13 protein-coding genes and 1 pseudogene are annotated in these 18,269 nt (G+C 74.6%); 10 read left to right on the top strand and 4 right to left on the bottom strand.

The window, feature by feature from the left end; all coding sequences use genetic code 11:
• Positions 1-589: 589 nt before the first annotated feature.
• The 3 genes from aceE (at position 590) to D7294_RS04985 (ending at position 5,650) form a co-directional block, all read left to right on the top strand.
• Positions 590-3,325, top strand: coding sequence for a pyruvate dehydrogenase (acetyl-transferring), homodimeric type (gene aceE, locus D7294_RS04995; RefSeq protein ID WP_120675881.1), 2,736 nt, complete (start codon positions 590-592; stop codon positions 3,323-3,325).
• A 243-nt stretch (positions 3,326-3,568) separates the two neighbouring features.
• Complete coding sequence (locus tag D7294_RS04990; RefSeq protein WP_241562106.1) at positions 3,569-4,720, top strand: alpha/beta hydrolase; 1,152 nt, start codon at positions 3,569-3,571, stop codon at positions 4,718-4,720.
• A gap of 60 nt (positions 4,721-4,780) precedes the next feature.
• On the top strand, positions 4,781-5,650 hold the full coding sequence (locus D7294_RS04985) for a DUF4429 domain-containing protein (RefSeq protein WP_120676233.1): 870 nt from the start codon (positions 4,781-4,783) through the stop codon (positions 5,648-5,650).
• Positions 5,651-5,871: 221 nt separating this feature from the next.
• Here the strand turns inward: D7294_RS04985 and D7294_RS04980 are convergent, their stop codons facing one another.
• The gene (locus D7294_RS04980) at positions 5,872-6,888 is read right to left on the bottom strand and encodes an aldo/keto reductase (protein ID WP_120675879.1); all 1,017 of its coding nucleotides are present in this window, start codon (positions 6,886-6,888) and stop codon (positions 5,872-5,874) included.
• A gap of 8 nt (positions 6,889-6,896) precedes the next feature.
• Positions 6,897-7,397 carry a MerR family transcriptional regulator gene (locus tag D7294_RS04975; RefSeq protein WP_120675877.1) on the bottom strand — a complete coding sequence of 167 codons (501 nt, stop codon included), beginning with the start codon at positions 7,395-7,397 and terminating at the stop codon, positions 6,897-6,899.
• Positions 7,398-7,485: 88 nt separating this feature from the next.
• Here D7294_RS04975 and D7294_RS04970 point away from each other — a divergent pair, with 88 nt between their 5' ends.
• The gene (locus tag D7294_RS04970) at positions 7,486-8,298 is read left to right on the top strand and encodes a serine hydrolase domain-containing protein (protein ID WP_120675875.1); all 813 of its coding nucleotides are present in this window, start codon (positions 7,486-7,488) and stop codon (positions 8,296-8,298) included.
• A 223-nt stretch (positions 8,299-8,521) separates the two neighbouring features.
• Here D7294_RS04970 and D7294_RS33615 read toward each other — a convergent pair.
• Positions 8,522-9,523, bottom strand: a pseudogene (locus D7294_RS33615) (AraC family transcriptional regulator); the annotation flags it as partial.
• Positions 9,524-9,694: 171 nt separating this feature from the next.
• Here D7294_RS33615 and D7294_RS04960 point away from each other — a divergent pair.
• Both D7294_RS04960 and ppdK read left to right on the top strand, forming a co-directional pair.
• Positions 9,695-10,303, top strand: coding sequence for an NADPH-dependent FMN reductase (locus tag D7294_RS04960; RefSeq protein WP_120675871.1), 609 nt, complete (start codon positions 9,695-9,697; stop codon positions 10,301-10,303).
• A gap of 371 nt (positions 10,304-10,674) precedes the next feature.
• A complete protein-coding gene (gene ppdK / locus D7294_RS04955; protein ID WP_241562142.1) occupies positions 10,675-13,446 on the top strand; it encodes a pyruvate, phosphate dikinase in 2,772 nt (923 codons plus the stop codon).
• A 45-nt stretch (positions 13,447-13,491) separates the two neighbouring features.
• On the opposite strand, the gene D7294_RS04950 is transcribed toward ppdK, so the two are convergent.
• A complete protein-coding gene (locus tag D7294_RS04950; protein WP_120675867.1) occupies positions 13,492-14,208 on the bottom strand; it encodes a pirin family protein in 717 nt (238 codons plus the stop codon).
• A 241-nt stretch (positions 14,209-14,449) separates the two neighbouring features.
• On the opposite strand from D7294_RS04950, the gene D7294_RS04945 reads away from it, so the two are divergent.
• From D7294_RS04945 to D7294_RS04930, 4 genes are all read left to right on the top strand, one after another.
• The gene (locus D7294_RS04945; RefSeq protein WP_422070653.1) at positions 14,450-15,676 is read left to right on the top strand and encodes a PucR family transcriptional regulator; all 1,227 of its coding nucleotides are present in this window, start codon (positions 14,450-14,452) and stop codon (positions 15,674-15,676) included.
• Positions 15,677-15,764: 88 nt separating this feature from the next.
• The gene (locus D7294_RS04940; protein WP_120675863.1) at positions 15,765-16,778 is read left to right on the top strand and encodes an ACP S-malonyltransferase; all 1,014 of its coding nucleotides are present in this window, start codon (positions 15,765-15,767) and stop codon (positions 16,776-16,778) included.
• Positions 16,779-16,820: 42 nt separating this feature from the next.
• Positions 16,821-17,855, top strand: coding sequence for a ketoacyl-ACP synthase III (locus tag D7294_RS04935; RefSeq protein WP_120675861.1), 1,035 nt, complete (start codon positions 16,821-16,823; stop codon positions 17,853-17,855).
• An 88-nt stretch (positions 17,856-17,943) separates the two neighbouring features.
• Positions 17,944-18,192: an acyl carrier protein gene (locus tag D7294_RS04930; protein WP_120675859.1), complete on the top strand. Its 249-nt coding sequence runs from the start codon at positions 17,944-17,946 to the stop codon at positions 18,190-18,192.
• Positions 18,193-18,269: the final 77 nt, after the last annotated feature.

The raw sequence follows: 18,269 nt of genomic DNA, 5'->3' as shown, positions 1-18,269 counted from the left end.
CCTGTCTTCTCCCACCCTCTCCACCCGGCGTCCTCCCACCCCCGCCACCCAGCGTCCTCCCACCCCCGCCACCCGGCGTCCTCCCACCCCCGCCCGCGCCGCGCCGCCGCCGCGCCCCCTGCCGCCCTTCCCGCCCCCCGGCCGGCCCGCGCGCCGCCCCGGTACGCCCGGCGCCAGGGCCGCGTGATCTGCGCCATAGCACCGGCGAACGGGCGTTCGCGGGTGGCCGGGGCCGGGGGCGTACGCTGGCCTGTCGGCCCACAGCGGGGCCGTCACGGACGCGTGGCCTTAGGGACACAGAAGGTCATGCCGGGACAGTGGCAGGCGCCGGGGCCACGCCCGCGGGCGCCCCGGCGGCCTGCGCGCGCTCCCCTGCCCGGCCCCTGGGCGGGTGCCGGGCGGGCGGCGCCGGTGAGGAGCGGTGAGCGGCGGTGAGGAGAGCGCTGAGGAACAGCGAGTAGCGGTGAGCGAGCGGTGAGCAGCGATGCCTGCGTATTACCGCCCAGTAGAGATGACGTTTCGCCGTCAGCGGTCCACGATGGAGGCGGCGCGACACAGCAGAGCAGACAACTCACAGTGAAGGAACAGCGTGGCTTCCGGATCAGATCGCAACCCGATCATCATTGGCGGCCTTCCCAGCCAGGTCCCGGACCTCGATCCTGAGGAGACTCAGGAGTGGCTCGACTCGCTCGACGCAGCCGTCGACGAGCGAGGCCGGGAGCGGGCCCGCTATCTCATGCTCCGCCTGATCGAGCGCGCCCGTGAGCAGCGGGTCGCCGTGCCCGAGATGCGCAGCACGGACTACGTCAACAGCATCGCGACCAAGGACGAGCCGAGCTACCCGGGCGACGAGGAGCTCGAACGCAAGATCCTCAACGCGACCCGCTGGAACGCGGCCGTGATGGTCTCCCGCGCCCAGCGCCCGGGGATCGGCGTGGGCGGCCACATCGCCACCTTCGGCTCCTCGGCGACGCTCTACGACGTGGGCTTCAACCACTTCTTCCGCGGCAAGGACGAGGGCGACGGCGGCGACCAGGTGTTCTTCCAGGGACACGCCTCGCCGGGCGTCTACGCCCGCGCCTTCCTGCACGGGCGGCTGACCGAGGAGCACCTCGACGCCTTCCGCCAGGAGAAGTCGAAGGCGCCCCACGGCCTCTCCAGCTATCCGCACCCGCGGATGATGCCCGACTTCTGGGAGTTCCCCACCGTCTCCATGGGTCTGGGCCCGATCAGCGCGATCTACCAGGCGCGGATGAACCGCTACCTGCACGCGCGCGGCATCGCCGACACCTCCAAGTCCCGGGTGTGGGCCTTCCTCGGCGACGGCGAGATGGACGAGCCCGAGTCGCTCGGCCAGCTGTCGATCGCGGCGCGGGAGGGCCTGGACAACCTGACCTTCGTGGTCAACTGCAACCTCCAGCGCCTCGACGGCCCCGTGCGCGGCAACGGCAAGATCGTCCAGGAGCTTGAGGGCATCTTCCGCGGCGCCGGCTGGAACGTGATCAAGCTGGTGTGGGACGCCTCCTGGGACCCGCTGCTGGCCCAGGACCGGGAGGGCGCGCTGGTCGACAAGCTGACCCGCACGCCCGACGGCCAGTTCCAGACCTACGCCACCGAGAGCGGGGCGTACATCCGCGAGCACCTCTTCGGCGACGACCCGCGGCTGCGCGCGATGGCCGAGGGCCTGAGCGACGCGGACCTGGTGCGCCTGGGCCAGGGCCGCGGCGGGCACGACGCCCGCAAGGTCTACGCGGCCTACAAGGCGGCCGTGGAGCACCGCGGGCAGCCGACGGTGATCCTGGCCCAGACGATCAAGGGCTGGATGCTCGGGCCCAGCTTCGAGGGGCGCAACGCCACGCACCAGATGAAGAAGCTGACGAAGGCCGACGCCAGGGCCTTCCGCGACCGGCTCGAACTGCCCATCCCGGACAGCGAGCTGGAGGGCCTGCCGCCGTACTACCTGCCGAGCGCGGACTCTCCCGAGATGCGGTACATGGCGGAGCGGCGCCAGGCGCTCGGCGGCGACCTGCCGCGGCGCGTCGTACGGGCCAAGCCGCTGCGGCTGCCGGACGACAAGGCCTACGCGGCCGTCAAGAAGGGCTCGGGCCAGCAGCAGGTGGCCACGACGATGGCCTTCGTGCGGCTGCTGAAGGACCTGATGCGGGACAAGGAGATCGGCAAGCGCTTCGCGCTGATCGCGCCGGACGAGTACCGCACCTTCGGCATGGACTCCTTCTTCCCCTCGGCGAAGATCTACAGCCCGGTGGGCCAGACCTACGAGTCGGTGGACCGCGAGCTGCTGCTCTCCTACCGGGAGTCGGAGTCCGGGCAGATGCTGCACGACGGCATCACCGAGGCCGGCTGCACCGCCTCGCTGATCGCCGCGGGCTCGGCGTACGCCACGCACGGCGAGCCGCTGATCCCGGTGTACGTCTTCTACTCGATGTTCGGCTTCCAGCGCACCGGCGACCAGTTCTGGCAGATGGGCGACCAGATGGCGCGCGGTTTCGTGCTGGGCGCGACCGCCGGCCGCACCACGCTGACCGGTGAGGGCACCCAGCACGCCGACGGGCACTCGCAGCTGCTGGCCTCGACGAACCCGGCCTGTGTGGCCTACGACCCGGCCTACGGCTACGAGATCGCGCACATCGTCAAGGACGGCCTGCGCCGGATGTACGGCGAGAACTCCGAGGACGTCTTCTACTACCTGACGGTGTACAACGAGCCGATCCAGCAGCCGGCCGAGCCGGAGAACGTGGACGTCGAGGGCATCCTCAAGGGCCTGTACCTGCTGCGCCCCGGCGGCCAGGGCGGCGTGCCCGCGCAGATCATGGCCTCGGGCGTCGCGGTGCCCTGGGCGCTTGAGGCGCAGCGCATCCTGGCCGAGGAGTGGCAGGTCACGGCGGACGTGTGGTCGGCCACCTCCTGGAACGAGCTGCGCAGGGACGCGGTCGAGGTGGAGCGGCACAACCTGCTGCACCCCGAGGAGGAGCAGCGCGTTCCCTATGTGACGCGCAAACTCCAGGACGCGCAGGGTCCGTTCGTGGCCGTGTCCGACTGGATGCGTTCGGTTCCCGACCAGATCGCCCGCTGGGTGCCGGGGCAGTACCAGTCCCTGGGCGGCGACGGCTTCGGCTTCGCCGACACCAGGGGCGCGGCGCGGCGCTTCTTCCACATCGACGCGCAGTCGATCGTCCTCGCCGTGCTCACCGAGCTGGCGAAGCAGGGCAAGATCGACCGCTCGGTGCTGAAGCAGGCCGTCGACAAGTACCAGCTGCTCGACGTGGCCGCGGCCGACCCGGGCACCGCCGGCGGCGACGCCTAGTCCCGCCGGGAGCCTGACGGGCCCCGCCTCCCCGCCCGCGTGGCGTGGGGGCGGGGCCCTTCGCCTTTGCGCGCCCGCCCTCGCGCCCCGGGGCGCGGGCGGGGAGGTGGGGGGCGGCGGGAGGGGGGTGGGCAACCGGGCCCGTATCATGTCCCGGCAGTGCTGAACTTTCGTCCGTTTCCTCAAGGTACGTCCGAGCGCCTCGCCGCCGCCGGCCGGCGGGTTCCGCTGCCCCTCGCCGTCGTGTTCCTCGTGCTGGTGACCGCGGGCTGGATCGTCAGCGGCGCCGCCGCGAGCCCCGACGTCTACGAACTCCAACTCGGCCGCTGGGAACGCGCCTCCCTCGCCGGCCGGCCGCTGCCCTCCCCCGACGCCCCGCCGGAGCGGATCGCCGGCTTCTTCGCCGGCCTCACCGCGGGCCAGCGCGAGGGCCTGGCGCGGGACTACCCGCTCGTCGTCGGCAATTTGCCCGGCGCGCCCGTCTCCCTGCGCTACCGCGCCAACCGCCGCGCGCTCGCCGAGGCGAGGGATGCCGAGCGGGAGCGGATGCACGACGAGCGGCTGTCCGCGACGGGCCAGCGGGAGGCGGGGCGCCTCATGCACCGCTTCGAGTCGATGCTCGCGCCGGGGCGCCAGATCCTCTCCTTCGATCCCACCGGACGCGGCCGGGCCGCCGAGGTGTTCGGCGACCTGGCGACGGCGCGGCGGATTTCGCTGGTCGTTCCCGGGGTGGACACCGAACTCCTCACCTTCGAGAAGACCCAGCGCAAGTACACCGCGCCCTCCGGCATGGCCGAGGCCCTCTACCAGGAGGAACAGGCGCTCGGCCCCGGGGAGTCGACGGCCGTCATCGCCTGGGCCGACTACGAGACGCCGCCCGGGCTCGGGATGTCCGCGGCCACCGCGCACCTGGCGGGCGCGGGCGCCGACCGGCTGCTCGCGGCCGTCGCCGGGCTGCCGGGCCGGGCGCCGGTCTCGCTCTTCTGCCACTCCTATGGTTCGGTGGTCTGCGGGGTGGCCGCCCCCGACCTGCCCGCGCGCGTCACCGACATCGCGGTGGCCGGCAGCCCGGGCATGCGCGCCTCGGACGTGGCCGATCTGGAAACCGGCGCGCGGGTGTGGGCGATGCGGGACGAGGACGACTGGATCGGCGAGGTGCCGCACCTGGAGATCGGCCCCTTCGGGCACGGAAACGACCCCTACGACGCGGACTTCGGTGCCAGGCTGCTGAGTTCCGAGGGCGCCGAGGGACACAGCGGGTACTTCACGCCGGGGGCGGACAGTCTGCGCAACATGGCGCTCATCGGCGCGGGTTCGGTCAACGAGGTGTCGTGCGCCCCCGGCGTGGAGTCGTGCGCCCCGCTGGACCCCTGTGCCTTGATCGGCGGATTGTGACAGGAACACACCCATCCGGGCGAAGTCCTTTCGTCAGTGCAGGCGCTTACGATGACCCGCATGGGTGATGTGCTGGCCGGAATCCACTCCACTTGGGAGTTCGACACCGACTCCGTGCTCATCCGCTTCGAACGGGGTATACGCACGCCGAAGCTGTTCCAGGTGCTGGGCGAGCGCCGCATCCCGTATGAGGCGTTGAGCACGGTCGACCTCGCGCCCGGCCCCAGGAAGGGCACCGTGGTGCTGCACGCGGTCCCGCGGCCGGGGGCCGATCCGCTGCTCGAGGCCGCCGCGGGCCAGTTGCGGCAGGCCGCCGACCCCTACCGTCTGGTGCTCCCGGTGGAGCGCGAGGCGCTCGCCGACTACTACGCCACCGAGTTGCGCTCCGCCCTCGGCCCGCGCGCCGGGGAGGACGCCGAGGGCTACCTGGTGGCGGCGCCGCCCGCGCCGCTGCAGTTCAAGGCGTTCGACGCCAAGGTCTCCTTCGACGGCAAGGTGGTGTCCTTCCGCTGGTTTTGGACCGGCGCCTCCTCCGCGAAGTGGAAGGCGGGCGACCAGTCCTTTCCGGTCGGCGAGTTGGCCGACGTGGAGTGGCGTTCGCCGGAGATCGCGGGCGGGCATCTGCGGCTGCGCCGCCGGGGCGCGGACGGCAAGGCCGAGCCCGGGCAGGGGCCGGCCGACCAGGACCCGGCGGCCGTCGTCTTCGGGCTCGGCTACGGGCTGGTCCACGAGTCGCTGCCGCTGGCCGCGGCGGTGCTGGAGGCCGTCCGGGCCGCGGAGTCGGCCGGCGCGCCCCGCCCGCGGGGGCACCGCGGCAATCCGGCGGACATCGCCGACCGCATCCGCCACCTCGGCGAGCTGCACTCGGCGGGGCTGCTGACGGACGACGAGTTCACCGCGAAGAAGACCGAACTCCTCGCGGAGCTGTAGGCCGCCGCACGCGGGGGCACCCGGTCAGGCCGAACGGCGCGGGGAGGCGGAACGGCGCGGGGAGGCGACCGGGGAGGGGAACGGCGCGGGGGCGCGTGGGGAGGCGGGAAGGGGCGGGGGTGATCCGGGGGAAGACGAGGCGGCGCGGCCCACCGCGCGCCGTGCGAGGGCGCCGGGGTGAGCCGCGCCGGGGACCGGCCGGGGACCGCCCGGGGGCCCGGTTACTCGCGCCCGGCCGAGACGAAGCTCAGGTCGGGCGACCGCTCGCCCGCCACGGAGGCCGCGATGCCCTCCAGGGCCGCCAGCTCCCGCGCGTCGAGGGACAGCGCGGCGGCGCCGGCGTTCTCCTCCACGCGCGCCCGCCTGCGCGTGCCGGGGATCGGGACCACGGCCAGGCCGTGGACCTGCGCCCGGTGGTGCACCCAGGCGAGCGCCACCTGCCCCGGCGTGACGCCGTGCGCCTCGGCGATCTCGCGGACCGGGCGCAGCAGGGCGGCGTTGCGCTCGGCGTTCGCCTCCTGGAACCGCGGCATCGAACGCCGCAGGTCGTCGGCGGCCAGCCCGTCCGTCGAGGCCGGGAAGGCCCCGGTCAAGAAGCCCCGGCCGAGGGGCGAGTACGGCACGAAGCCGACGCCGAGCTCCACGGCGGCCGGCACCACGCTGCGCTCCACGTCCCGGGAGAACAGCGACCACTCGGACTGCACGGCCGCGATCGGGTGCACGGCGTGCGCGGCGCGCAGCTCGGGCCCGGTCACCTCGCTGAGGCCGAGGTGGAGCACCTTGCCCTCGGCGACCAGCTCCGCCATGGCGCCCACGGTGTCCTCGATCGGCACGGCCGGGTCGCGGCGGTGCAGGTAGTACAGGTCGATGACCTCGATGCCGAGGCGCCGGAGGCTGGCCTCGACGCAGCGGCGCAGGTAGGGCCGGTCGTTGCGGATGACGCGCTTGGCGGGGTCCGCGGGGTCGGGGGAGAGCGCGAACTTGGTGGCGAGGGTCAGCCGGTCGCGGTGCGCCTGCACGAAGGGGGCGAGGAGCTTCTCGTTCTCCCCCTGCCCGTAGTAGTCCGCGGTGTCGAAGAGGGTGACCCCGAGTTCCAGGGCGCGTTCCAGGGTGGCGCGGGACTCCGCCTCGTCGCTTGGGCCGTAGGCGAAGCTCATGCCCATGCAGCCGAGTCCCTGGACCCCCACCCGGGGACCGTCGGTGCCGAGTGTGACCGTGTCGATGCGTGTGCCGCTCATCTGGGAGCTCAGAGCCTTTCCGACGCCGCGGGGGCGTCAGCGTAGATGCCGATCTTGAAGTCCAGTACGGCGAGCGTGCCTTGCAGCTCGGCGATGCGGCGCAGCACGCTCTCACGTGTGGCGCGCAGCAGTGCGCTTCGTTCAGCGTAGGTGTGCTCGCCCGCGCGGACGAGAGCCGCGTAACGCACCATGTCGGCGACGGCCATGCCGGTCAGCCGCAGCTGGCCGACGAGGTTCAGCCACTCCAGGTCCCGGTTGCAGTACCGCCGCTGCCCGGTGTGCGAGCGGTCGACGTGCTGCATGAGCCCGATGCGCTCGTACCAGCGCAGCGTGTGGACGCTCAGCCCGGTGTGCGCGGCCACCTCGCTGATCGTGTACTGGTCCTCCCCGTCGGGCCTGGGGTGGGGGCGCACCACGGAGGCACAGTCGTCGGCACTCTCGGTAGCGGATCGCTCCTCTTCCGTCAGGGCCAGGTCCTCGCCGGCTGCCAGGGTTTCCGTCACGGTCATGCCTCCACGCTAAAAGGCTGGAGTGCACTCCAGGCAAGGGCCCCCGGGGCCCGGCGGGCACCGGCCGGGGCCGGGATACGCTCGGCGCATGCGAAGCCTGGAGTTGATCGACGGCTGGCCGGTGGGCACCGCTGCCGCGGCCGTGCTGACCGCGGGCGGCGAGCCCGCCTTCCGCGGACCGATCGAGCGGCCGTTCGCCCTCGCCTCGGTCACCAAGCCGCTGAGCGCCTACGCGGTGCTGATCGCCGTGGAGGAGGGCGCCGTCGAGCTGGAGGAGCCCGCGGGCCCGCCCGGCTCCACGGTGCGGCATCTGCTCGCGCACGCCTCGGGCCTCGGCTACGACGAGCCGCGGCCGATGGCCCAGCCCGGCACCCGCAGGCTGTACTCGAACGCCGGCTTCGAGGTGCTCGCCGACCACCTCGCCAAGGCCACCGGCATGCCCTTCGCCGAGTACCTGCGGCAGGCCGTGCTGGAGCCGCTGGGCATGGCCGCCACCCGGCTGCCCGGCTCCCCGGCGAAGGACGGCGTGTCCACGGCGGCCGACCTGGCGCGGTTCGCCGCCGAGCTGCTCCGGCCGCGGCTGCTGGCGCCGGAGACGCTGGCCGAGGCGACGCGGGTGGCCTTCCCGGGGCTCAACGGCGTGCTGCCCGGCTTCGGGCACCAGCGCCCCAACGACTGGGGGCTCGGCTTCTCGCTGCGCGACCACAAGTCGCCGCACTGGACCGGGGCCACCTCCTCGCCGCGCACCTTCGGGCACTTCGGGCAGTCGGGCACCTTCCTGTGGGTGGACCCGGACGCCCAGGCGGCCTGCGTCGCCCTCACCGACCGCGACTTCGGGCCCTGGGCCGCGGAGTGCTGGCCGCCGTTCACGGACGCCGTCCTCGCCGAGCTGCGCGGCTAGCGGCCCGGCCCGCGCGGCCGGCGCCCCCGGGCCCGCGCCGCTAGCGCCCCGGGCCGGGCCGGCCCCCCGGGCCCGCCTCGCCCCACGGGGCACCCCCGCGCCACGGGGCACCCTCGCGCCACGGGACGGCCGGGGTCTCGGGGCCGGTTCCGGCCCGGGCCGCACCGGAGGCCCGGGGCGCCGCCCCGGCCGGCCGCGGCCCGGCGGGCGGCGGGACCGCGGCGGCCCCGGCGCGCCGGTAGCGCCCCGGAGGGATGCCGAACTCGCGCCTGAAGGCGCCGGCGAAGGCGAACTCCGAGGCGTAGCCGACGCGTTCGGCCACCACGCTCAGCGGTTCCGCCGTGTCGAGGAGCAGGCGGGCGGCGAGCGACATCCGCCACCAGGTGAGATAGGCCATCGGCGACTGCCCGACCATCGAGCCGAAGCGGCGCGCGAAGGCCGCCCGCGACAGGCCGGCCACCTCGCCCAGCTCCCGCACCGTCCACGGCCGCCCCGGCCGTTCGTGCATCGCGCGCAGCGCCGCGCCCACCGCCGGGTCGGCGAGCACCGAGCCCCAGCCGCCGCCGACGCAGCGCGACTCCTCGTACCAGGCGCGCAGGCTGTAGAGCAGCATCGCATCGAACAGCGCCCCCAGCAGGGCGTCCCCGCCGAGCCGCGGCTCGGTCAGCTCGCCGGCGAGCAGGTCGACGGCCGCGCGCAGCTCCGGGTGCCGGCCGAGGCGGCCGCGCAGCAGGATGACCTGGGGCAGGCCGGTGAGGAAGGGGTGGCGGCGCTGCTGGTCGAGCGCGTAGAACCCGCACAGCAGCACCGAGGACGGCTCGCGGCCGGCGGAGCCGCCCCCGGCGCCGCTCGGCTCGCGGCCCTCACCGCCGCCCCCGAAGCCGGTTCCCTCGTGGATTCCCTCGCCGTCTGCCACGATCGTGGAGCCGCCGTTGCGCGCGCAGTCCTCGGGGTCGCCGGGCCCGGTGGGCAGCAGCGGACGGCCCGGCCGGTCGGCCATGCCGTGCGCGTGGCCGTGCGGCAGCAGCGCCACGTCCCCCACCTCGAGCGCCACCGGCTCCGCGTCGCCCGGCGGCACCAGCCAGCAGCTGCCGCGCACCACGACGTGCAGGGCCACCCCCGGCTGCGGCGGGAAGGCGCGGCCCCAGGGCGCGTGGCCCTCGACCCGGTAGGACACGGAGCGCCCGGTGCGCATCGCGTCGAGCACGCTGCTGAGTACGTCCACCCCTCCAGGCTAGTGCGCCCCCTCCCGCCCCGGTCTCGCCGCGGAGCCACCGGCGAGACGGAGACTGCGGAACGCGAGCGCGTGACGCATGGATCGTCTTCCCGGCGCTGCCTAGCGTGAACGTGTCGCCGGCCGGCGGCACGATCGACGCGAGAACGAGGGGACCCTCACATGAGCGAGCGGCACACGACCGGCAGCGGGAAGCCGCGGGTGGGCATCGTCATCGGCAGCACGCGGCCGGGCCGGGTCGGCCCCGAGGTGGCCCGCTGGTTCCACGGCCTGGCCGTGGCGCACACCGACGCGGCGCGCTTCGAGCTGGTGGACCTGGCCGACTTCGAGCTGCCGCTGCTCGACGAGCCGGAGCCGGCGCTCGGGCGGACCGGTCCCGGGAAGCCGCACACCAGCCGGTGGGCGGCGCGGGTCGGCGAACTCGACGCGTTCGTCTTCGTCACCACCGAGTACAACCGGGCCGCGCCCGCCGCGCTGAAGAACGCGATCGACTTCCTGGCGCACGAGTGGGCCGGGAAGGCGGTGGGCTTCGTCGGGTACGGGGCGTACGGCGCGCTCCAGGCCGTCGACGGCCTGCGCGCCATCGCCGGGACCCTGCGGATGGCCGACATCGGGCCGCAGGTGGTGCTCTCGATCAGGACCGACTTCCGGAACTTCACGGAGTTCGCCCCGCAGGACCACCACGAGGCCACCGTCAAGGAGCTGGTGGACGAACTGCTGGCCTGGACCGCGGCGTTGCGCCCCCTGCGCGCCCCGGCTGCCGCCGCCTGAGCACCCACGGCTTGCCGCCGCACCCGAGCGCCCCCGCCCAACGGCCCGGGCCCAGCCCCCGGGCCCCTCCCCCGCGCCCGCGCGTCGCCGACGCGGGCGGCGGGTGAGACTGCTCACAGATGATGCGCGGGACGCTCACATGAGCGCCTGGGTGGATAGCCTCCGTCCATCAGGGCAGCCGAACACGAGGAGCAGTTCCCGTGCCGGAGACACAGACCACCCCTTCCCTCACCCCACATGACCCCTCACCCGCCCCCGCCGCCGCACCCTCACCCGCCGCCGCGGGCGCGGCGCTCGCCGCTCCCCCGCCCGGCCCGGCGGCCGTCCGCCACGTCTTCGACTTCGCCGAGGGCCACCGGGAGCAGGCGGCGCTGCTCGGCGGCAAGGGGGCCAACCTCGCCGAGATGACCAGACTCGGCCTGCCGGTACCCCCCGGCTTCACGATCACCACCGCGGCCTGCCGGGAGTACCTGCGCACCGGCGCGGAACCGGCCACGCTCGGCGGCGAGGTGAGTGCGCACCTCGCCGCCCTGGAGGAGCGGATGGGCAGGCGGCTGGGCCGGGGCGCCGCGCCGCTGCTGGTCTCGGTCCGCTCCGGCGCCGCCGTCTCCATGCCGGGCATGATGGAGACGGTCCTCAACGTCGGCCTCACCGACTCCTCCGTGCACTCCCTCGCCGCCTGGGCCGGCGACGAGCGGTTCGCCTGGGACTCCTACCGGCGGCTGATCCAGATGTTCGGCGCGACGGTGCTCGGCGTGGACTCCGGCCTCTTCGAGGAGCGCCTGAGCCGGGCCAGGCGCGCCGCCCACGCCCCCACGGACGCCGCCCTCCCGGCCGCCGCCCTGCGCGACCTCGCCGGGGAGTTCCAGGAGCTCGTGCGGGCCGAGGGCCGCCGCGCGTTCCCGCAGGAGCCCCGTGAGCAGCTCGACCTCGCCGTCCGCGCCGTATTCGACTCCTGGCAGGGCGAACGCGCCAGGCTCTACCGCCGCCAGGAGCGCATCCCCGACGACCTCGGCACGGCCGTCACCGTGTGCGCCATGGTCTTCGGCAACCTCGGCCCCGACTCGGGCACCGGCGTGGCCTTCACCCGCGACCCGGCCACGGGGCAGCGGGGCATCTACGGCGACTACCTGCAGAACGCCCAGGGCGAGGACGTCGTCGCCGGCGTCCGCAACACCGTGCCGCTGAGCGAGCTTGCCCGTCTCGACCCCGCCTCCCACGCGGAGCTGCGGCGGATCACGGCCGTCCTGGAGAACCACTACCGCGACCTGTGCGACGTCGAGTTCACCATCGAGCGCGGCAGGCTGTGGATGCTCCAGACCCGGGTGGGCAAGCGCACCGCGGCGGCCGCCTTCCGCATCGCCTGCCAGCTGCTCGACGAGGGGCTGATCGACGAGCGGGAGGCGCTGCGCCGGGTCACCGGCGGTCAGCTGGCGCGGCTGCTCTTCCCCCGCTTCGACGAGGAGGCGGCCCCCGCGCCCCTGGCCCGGGGCATCGGCGCCTCCCCCGGCGCCGCCGTCGGCGCGGCCGTCTTCGACTCCGCCACCGCCGCGCAATGGGCCGAGGCCGGCCGGGCGGTGATCCTGGTGCGCCGCGAGACCAGCCCGGACGACCTCGGCGGCATGCTGGCCGCCCGCGGCATCCTCACCTCCCGCGGCGGCAAGACCTCCCACGCGGCCGTCGTCGCCCGCGGCATGGGCACGCCCTGCGTCTGCGGCGCCGAGGCCCTGGAGGTGGACGCCGCGAACCGGCGGCTGACCACGGCCGGGGGCGGCGTCGTCCGCGAGGGCGAGGTGATCTCCGTGGACGGCGGCACCGGCCGGGTCTACCGCGGCGAGGTGCCGGTGGTGCCCTCGGAGGTCATGGAGTACTTCGAGCGCGCCGGGCAGGCCGCGGGCGCCGGGAGCGCGGGGCGCGCCGCCGCGTCCCGGGCGCCACAGGCCGCGGCGCCCGGCGCGGGCGCGGGCGCGGGCGCCGGCGCGGGCGCGGGCGAACTGGTGGCAGCGGTGCACCGGCTGATGGGCATCGCCGACCGGGTGCGCCGCCTCGACGTGCGGGCCAACGCGGACACCGCGCAGGACGCCGCCCGCGCCCGGCGGTTCGGCGCCCGGGGCATCGGCCTGGCCAGGACCGAGCACATGTTCCTCGGTGAACGCCGCCCGCTGGTCGAGCGGTTGATCCTGGCCGAGACGGAGGCGGAGCGGCGCGAGGTGCTCCGGGAGCTGCTGCCGCTGCAACGCGCCGACTTCACCGGCCTGTTCGAGGCCATGGACGGGCTGCCCGTCACCGTGCGGCTGCTCGATCCGCCGCTGCACGAGTTCCTGCCCGACCTCACCGACCTTTCGGTGCGCGTCGCCCTGCGCGGGGCGCGAGAGGCCGGGCACGCCGGGAGCGCCGGAGAGGGCGCCGGGGCGGGGGACGCCGGGGGCGCGGGCGACGCCGCGGGGCGGGCGGACGCGCGCCTGCTGGCGGCCGTGCGGCGGCTGCACGAGCAGAACCCGATGCTCGGGCTGCGCGGGGTCCGCCTGGGCCTGGTGGTGCCCGGCCTGTTCGCCATGCAGGTGCGGGCCGTGGCCGAGGCCGCCGCGGACCGCGCGCTCGCCGGGGGCACCCCCCTGCCGGAGATCATGATTCCGCTGGTGGGCACCGTGCGGGAGCTGGAGCTGGTCAGGGCGGAGGCCGAGGAGACCGTCGCCGGCGTCGCCCGCGCGCGGGGGCTGGCGCTGCGCATCCCGATCGGCACGATGATCGAACTGCCGCGGGCCGCCCTGACCGCGGGCCGGGTCGCCACCGCGGCCGACTTCTTCTCCTTCGGCACCAACGACCTGACCCAGACCGTGTGGGGCTTCTCCAGGGACGACGTGGAGGCCGGGTTCTTCGCCACCTACCTGGAGAAGGGCGTCTTCCAGGTCTCGCCCTTCGAGACGATCGACGTGGAGGGCGTGGGGGCGCTGGTCGAGACGGCGGCGCGGGCGGGCCGGGCCGCCCGCGGCGACCTCAAGCTCGGCGTCTGCGGGGAGCACGGCGGGGACCCGGACTCGGTGCGGTTCTTCCACCGGGTGGGGCTCGACTACGTGTCCTGCTCCCCCTTCCGGGTTCCGGTCGCGCGGCTGGAGGCCGGCCGGGCCGCCGCGGGGGCCTGAGCCGGGGGCCCGCCGGGGCCGCGCGGGGCGGCGGCCTCCGGCCGGTTACGACGCCGCCGCCCCGCCGCCCCCCGGGCCCAACCGCCCGGCCTGGCGCGGCGGCTCGGTCAGCTCCCAGACCAGCAGCTCGGCCGGGGCGGGGGCCAGCGCCCGCGCGGTCAGCTCGGCCTCGCCGCTGATCCGGGCCGCGTCCCCCTCCCACAGCCGCGCCCCGCCCAGCTCCACCGCGCCGCGGGCCACGTGCACGTAGACCCGCGGCGCGCCGGGCACGGCCGTCAACTCGCCGCCGAGCAGCCGCCGCACGTGCAGCACGGCCGCCGTCCGCGGCAGCGCGTACGGGGTGCCGTCCGCGATCCCGCGCACCACCTCGTACGCGGGCTCGCCCCCGGCCAGGTCGGGCACCAGCCACATCTGGAGGAAACGCAGCGGGCCCGCGCCGCCGTTGCGCTCCGCGTGCTCCACGCCCGAACCCGCGGTGAGCCGCTGCACGTCGCCCCGGCGCACCACCGTGCGGCGGCCGAGGGAGTCCTCGTGCAGCAACTCGCCCTCAAGCACCCAGCTGACGATCTCCACGTCCCGGTGCGGATGCGGCGCGAAGCCCGCGCCGGGTGCCAGCCGTTCCTCGTTGCAGGCGGTCAACGGCCCGAACCTGAGGTTGTCCTGGTCGTAGAAGCCGGCGAAGGAGAAGGCGTGCCTGCTGTCGATCCCGGCCTGTGGATCGCCGCCGCGATAGCGGTCGCCTGCCCGCGTCACCTGAAGCATGCGTTCACCGTATCCGCGCGGCCCCACCCCCGCGGCCCTCCCGAAGGCCGTTTCCCCTCCCCGGCCACGGCCCTGCCGGGTCCCGTCCCCCACCGTGACGGGCCCCTCTCCCCCGCACGAACGGGCCCCCTCTCCCCCGCCCTGACGGGCCCCTCTCCCCCGCCCTGACGGACCCCCTCCCCCCGCCCTGACGGACCCCCTCCCCCCGCCCTGACGGGCGGAGTACCCACACCCGAACCCGATGAGGCAGGCTGGTCCCGTGTCCGATGCCGATGAAACAGCCGCCGAGCAGCCGCCCTCCGACCCGCACCAGGCGCACGCCGCCACCGTGCGCCGCCTGGAGCAGTCGGCGGGAAAGCTGGCCGCCGCCGCCATTGCGCGGATGGACGAGCAGCTGCCGTGGTACCGGGCGATGCCCCCGGAGAACCGCTCCTGGATCGGCCTGGTCGCCCAGGCCGGCATCGCCGCGTTCACCGAGTGGTTCCGGCACCCGGAGACCAAGCAGGCGATCAGCACCGACGTGTTCGGCACCGCGCCGCGCGAGCTGACCCGGGCGATCACGCTGCGGCAGACCGTGGAGATGGTGCGCACCACCATCGAGGTCGTGGAGTCGGCCGTGGACGAACTCGCCCCGCCAGGCGGCGAGGCGGCCCTGCGCAACGCCCTGCTCGTCTACGCCAGGGAGATCGCCTTCGCGACCGCACAGGTCTACGCCCAGGCCGCGGAGGCGCGCGGCGCCTGGGACGCCCGCCTCGAATCCCTGGTGGTCAACGCGGTGGTCTCGGGCGAGGCCGACGAGAGCGACCTCTCGCGGGCCGCCGCCCTCGGCTGGCGCACCCCCGAGCACGTCACCGTCCTGCTCGGCAACGCGCCCAACGGGGACAGCGAGCTGACCGTCGAGGCGATCAGGCGCGCCGCGCGCTACGCCAAGCTCCAGGTGCTCACCGGGGTGCTCGGCAAGCGCCTGGTGGTGATCGCCGGCGGCAGCGACGACCCGCTCCAGGCGGCCAAGTCCCTCATCGGCCCCTTCGCCTCGGGGCCCGTCGTGGCCGGGCCCGTCGTGCCCGACCTGCTGGCGGCCACCAGGTCGGCCCAGGCCGCCGCCGCGGGCCTGCGCGCCTGCGCCGCCTGGCCGGACGCGCCCCGCCCGGTGCTCGCGGACGATTTGCTTCCGGAGCGTGCGATGGCGGGCGATCCCGCCGCCCGCACCCTGTTGGTGGAGGAGATCTACAGACCGCTCCAGGAGGCGGGCTCCGCCCTGCTGGAAACCCTGAGTGTCTTTCTGGAGCAGGCCAGCAGCCTTGAGGGGGCGGCGCGGATGCTCTTCGTCCACCCCAACACCGTTCGCTACCGCCTCAGACGTGTGACTGACGTCACCGGCTGGCCGCCTTCCGATGTTCGCTCGGCCTTTACACTGCGCATCGCCCTCATGCTCGGGCGGCTCGCCGATGAGGAGCGCCGTTCGTAAGCTTTGTCGAAGGTGAACAAATCCCTCGACTGTTCTTCGTTCTCGCCACCACGGGCGTCAACCCCGCACCCCGGGAGAGAGTGAAAGGGTGCTCGTACTCGTCGCTCCCGGCCAGGGCTCCCAGACGCCCGGCTTCCTCACCCCGTGGCTCGAACTCCCAGGCGCCGCCGACCTGCTGCGCCTCTGGTCCGAGACGGCGGGACTCGACCTCGTCCACTACGGCACGGAAGCCGGCGAGGAGGAGATCCGCGACACGCAGGTCGCCCAGCCGCTGCTCGTCGCCGCCGCGCTGCTGTCCGCGAGGGCGCTGCGCTCCACCGGCGAGGGCGTGGGCGACGAGCACCTCGCGCCCGGCCTGCCCCCGCTCGCCCACGCGGTGGCCGGGCACAGCGTGGGCGAGCTGCCCGCCGCCGCCATCGCCGGGGTGCTGACGGAGCAGGAGACGATCGCGCTGGTCAGGGACAGGTCCGCGGCGATGGCCGAGGCCGCCGCGACCACCGAGACCGGCATGTCCGCGGTGCTCGGCGGCGACCCGGAGCAGGTGGCGGCCCGCCTTGAGGAGTGCGGGCTGATCGCGGCCAACAACAACGGCGGCGGCCAGATCGTCGCCGCGGGCACGCTGGAGCAGCTGGCCGCGTTCGCCGCGGACAAGCCGGAGAAGGCCCGCGTGGTGCCGCTCAAGGTGGCCGGGGCCTTCCACACCCGGCACATGGCCCCCGCGGTGGCCGCGATGGAGCGCGCCGTCGCCGGCCTCAGCCCGGCCGACCCCGGCATCCCGTTCGTCTCCAACGCCGACGGCGACGTCGTGGACGGCGGGCCCAAGATCGTCGACCGCCTGGTCCGCCAGGTGTCGAGCCCGGTGCGCTGGGACCTGTGCGTGGAGACGTTCCAGCGCCTCGGGATCACCGCCCTGGTCGAGCTGTGCCCGGGGGGCACGCTCGCCGGCCTGGCCAGGCGCAACCTGCCTGGCGTGGAAAGGGTGGCCCTCAAGTCCCCCGCCCATCTCGCCGCGGCCCGTGAGCTGATCGCCGCCCACGGCCCCGGCGCCGGCACGGCGGGCGAGGCCGCGGCGGACGGCACGGCCGACGACTCCGCCGTATAGCCGCCACGCAGCCGCGAAACAGCCGCCGAAGAGGAGCGTGCAATGCCCGCCACACTGAAGGTCAGCCGAGGAGCCCCCTACGCGCGGATCATGGGCGTCGGCGGCTACCGCCCGACGCGGGTCGTGCCGAACGAGGAGATCCTGCGGCACATCGACTCGTCCGACGAGTGGATTCGCTCCCGCTCCGGGATCGTCACCCGGCACTGGGCGGGCCCCGAGGAGACGGTCGCCGAGATGTCGCTGGCCGCGGCGGGCAAGGCCCTCGCCGACGCCGGGATCGCCGCCGAGGAGATCGACGCGGTGCTCATCTCCACCGTCTCGCACTTCATGCAGACCCCCTCGGTCGCCACCGACATCGCCCACCGGCTCGGCGCGGGCAAGCCCGCCGCGTTCGACATCTCCGCGGCCTGCGCCGGCTTCGGCTACGGCCTCACCCTGGCCCGGGGCATGATCGTGGACGGCAGCGCGCGCCACGTCCTGGTGGTCGGCGTGGAGCGGCTGTCCGACCTGACCGACCGGGAGGACAGGTCCACGGCCTTCCTGTTCGGCGACGGCGCGGGCGCGGTCGTCGTCGGCCCCTCGGAGGAGCCCGCCATGGGCCCGACCGTGTGGGGCTCGGACGGCGAGAAGGCCGACGTCATCGCGCAGACGGTGCCCTGGGACCGCTACCGCCTGGGGAACCTGGAGAACCTCCCGGTCGACTCGCACGGAGAGGTGAAGTTCCCCGCGCTGCGGCAGGAGGGCCAGACGGTCTTCCGCTGGGCCGTCTACGAGATGGCCAAGGTCGCCCAGCAGGCCCTGGACGCGGCCGGGATCACCGCCGAGGAGCTGGACGTCTTCATCCCGCACCAGGCGAACATGCGCATCATCGACTCGATGGTCAAGACGCTGCGGCTGCCGGAACACGTCGTGGTGGCGCGGGACATCGAGACCACGGGCAACACCTCGGCCGCCTCCATTCCGCTCGCCATGGAGCGGATGCTGGCGACCGGGCAGGCCAAGAGCGGCGACACCGCCCTCGTCATCGGCTTCGGGGCGGGTCTCGTCTACGCCGCGACGGTCGTTACCCTCCCCTAAGCACGATTCGCAGCACGGCCCACGCAGCGTGGGCCGACACCCGAGCGCGGTACCCACCGCAACCGCAGAACACCGAAGGAGCACCGCAATGGCTGCCACGAAGGAAGAGATCATCGCCGGTCTCGCCGATATCGTGAACGAGATCGCCGGCATCCCGAACGACGAGGTGACCGAGGAGAAGTCGTTCACCGACGACCTTGACGTCGACTCGCTGTCCATGGTCGAGGTGGTCGTCGCGGCGGAGGAGCGCTTCGGCGTCAAGATCCCGGACGACGACGTGCGGGGCCTGAAGACCGTGGGCGACGCCGTCACCTACATCGCCGAGCACCAGAGCTGACCAGCGGTTCGGCGAACACCGCGCCTGTCGCCACCCTCCCGGGTGGCGAAGCACCACATCCCCGACTAGCGGAAGTC

Source organism: Streptomyces hoynatensis, assembly GCF_003626535.1.
Lineage (GTDB): Bacteria > Actinomycetota > Actinomycetes > Streptomycetales > Streptomycetaceae > Streptomyces > Streptomyces hoynatensis.
Note: the sequence above shows the minus strand (reverse complement) of the source record. Positions and strands in the feature narration are given on the sequence as shown.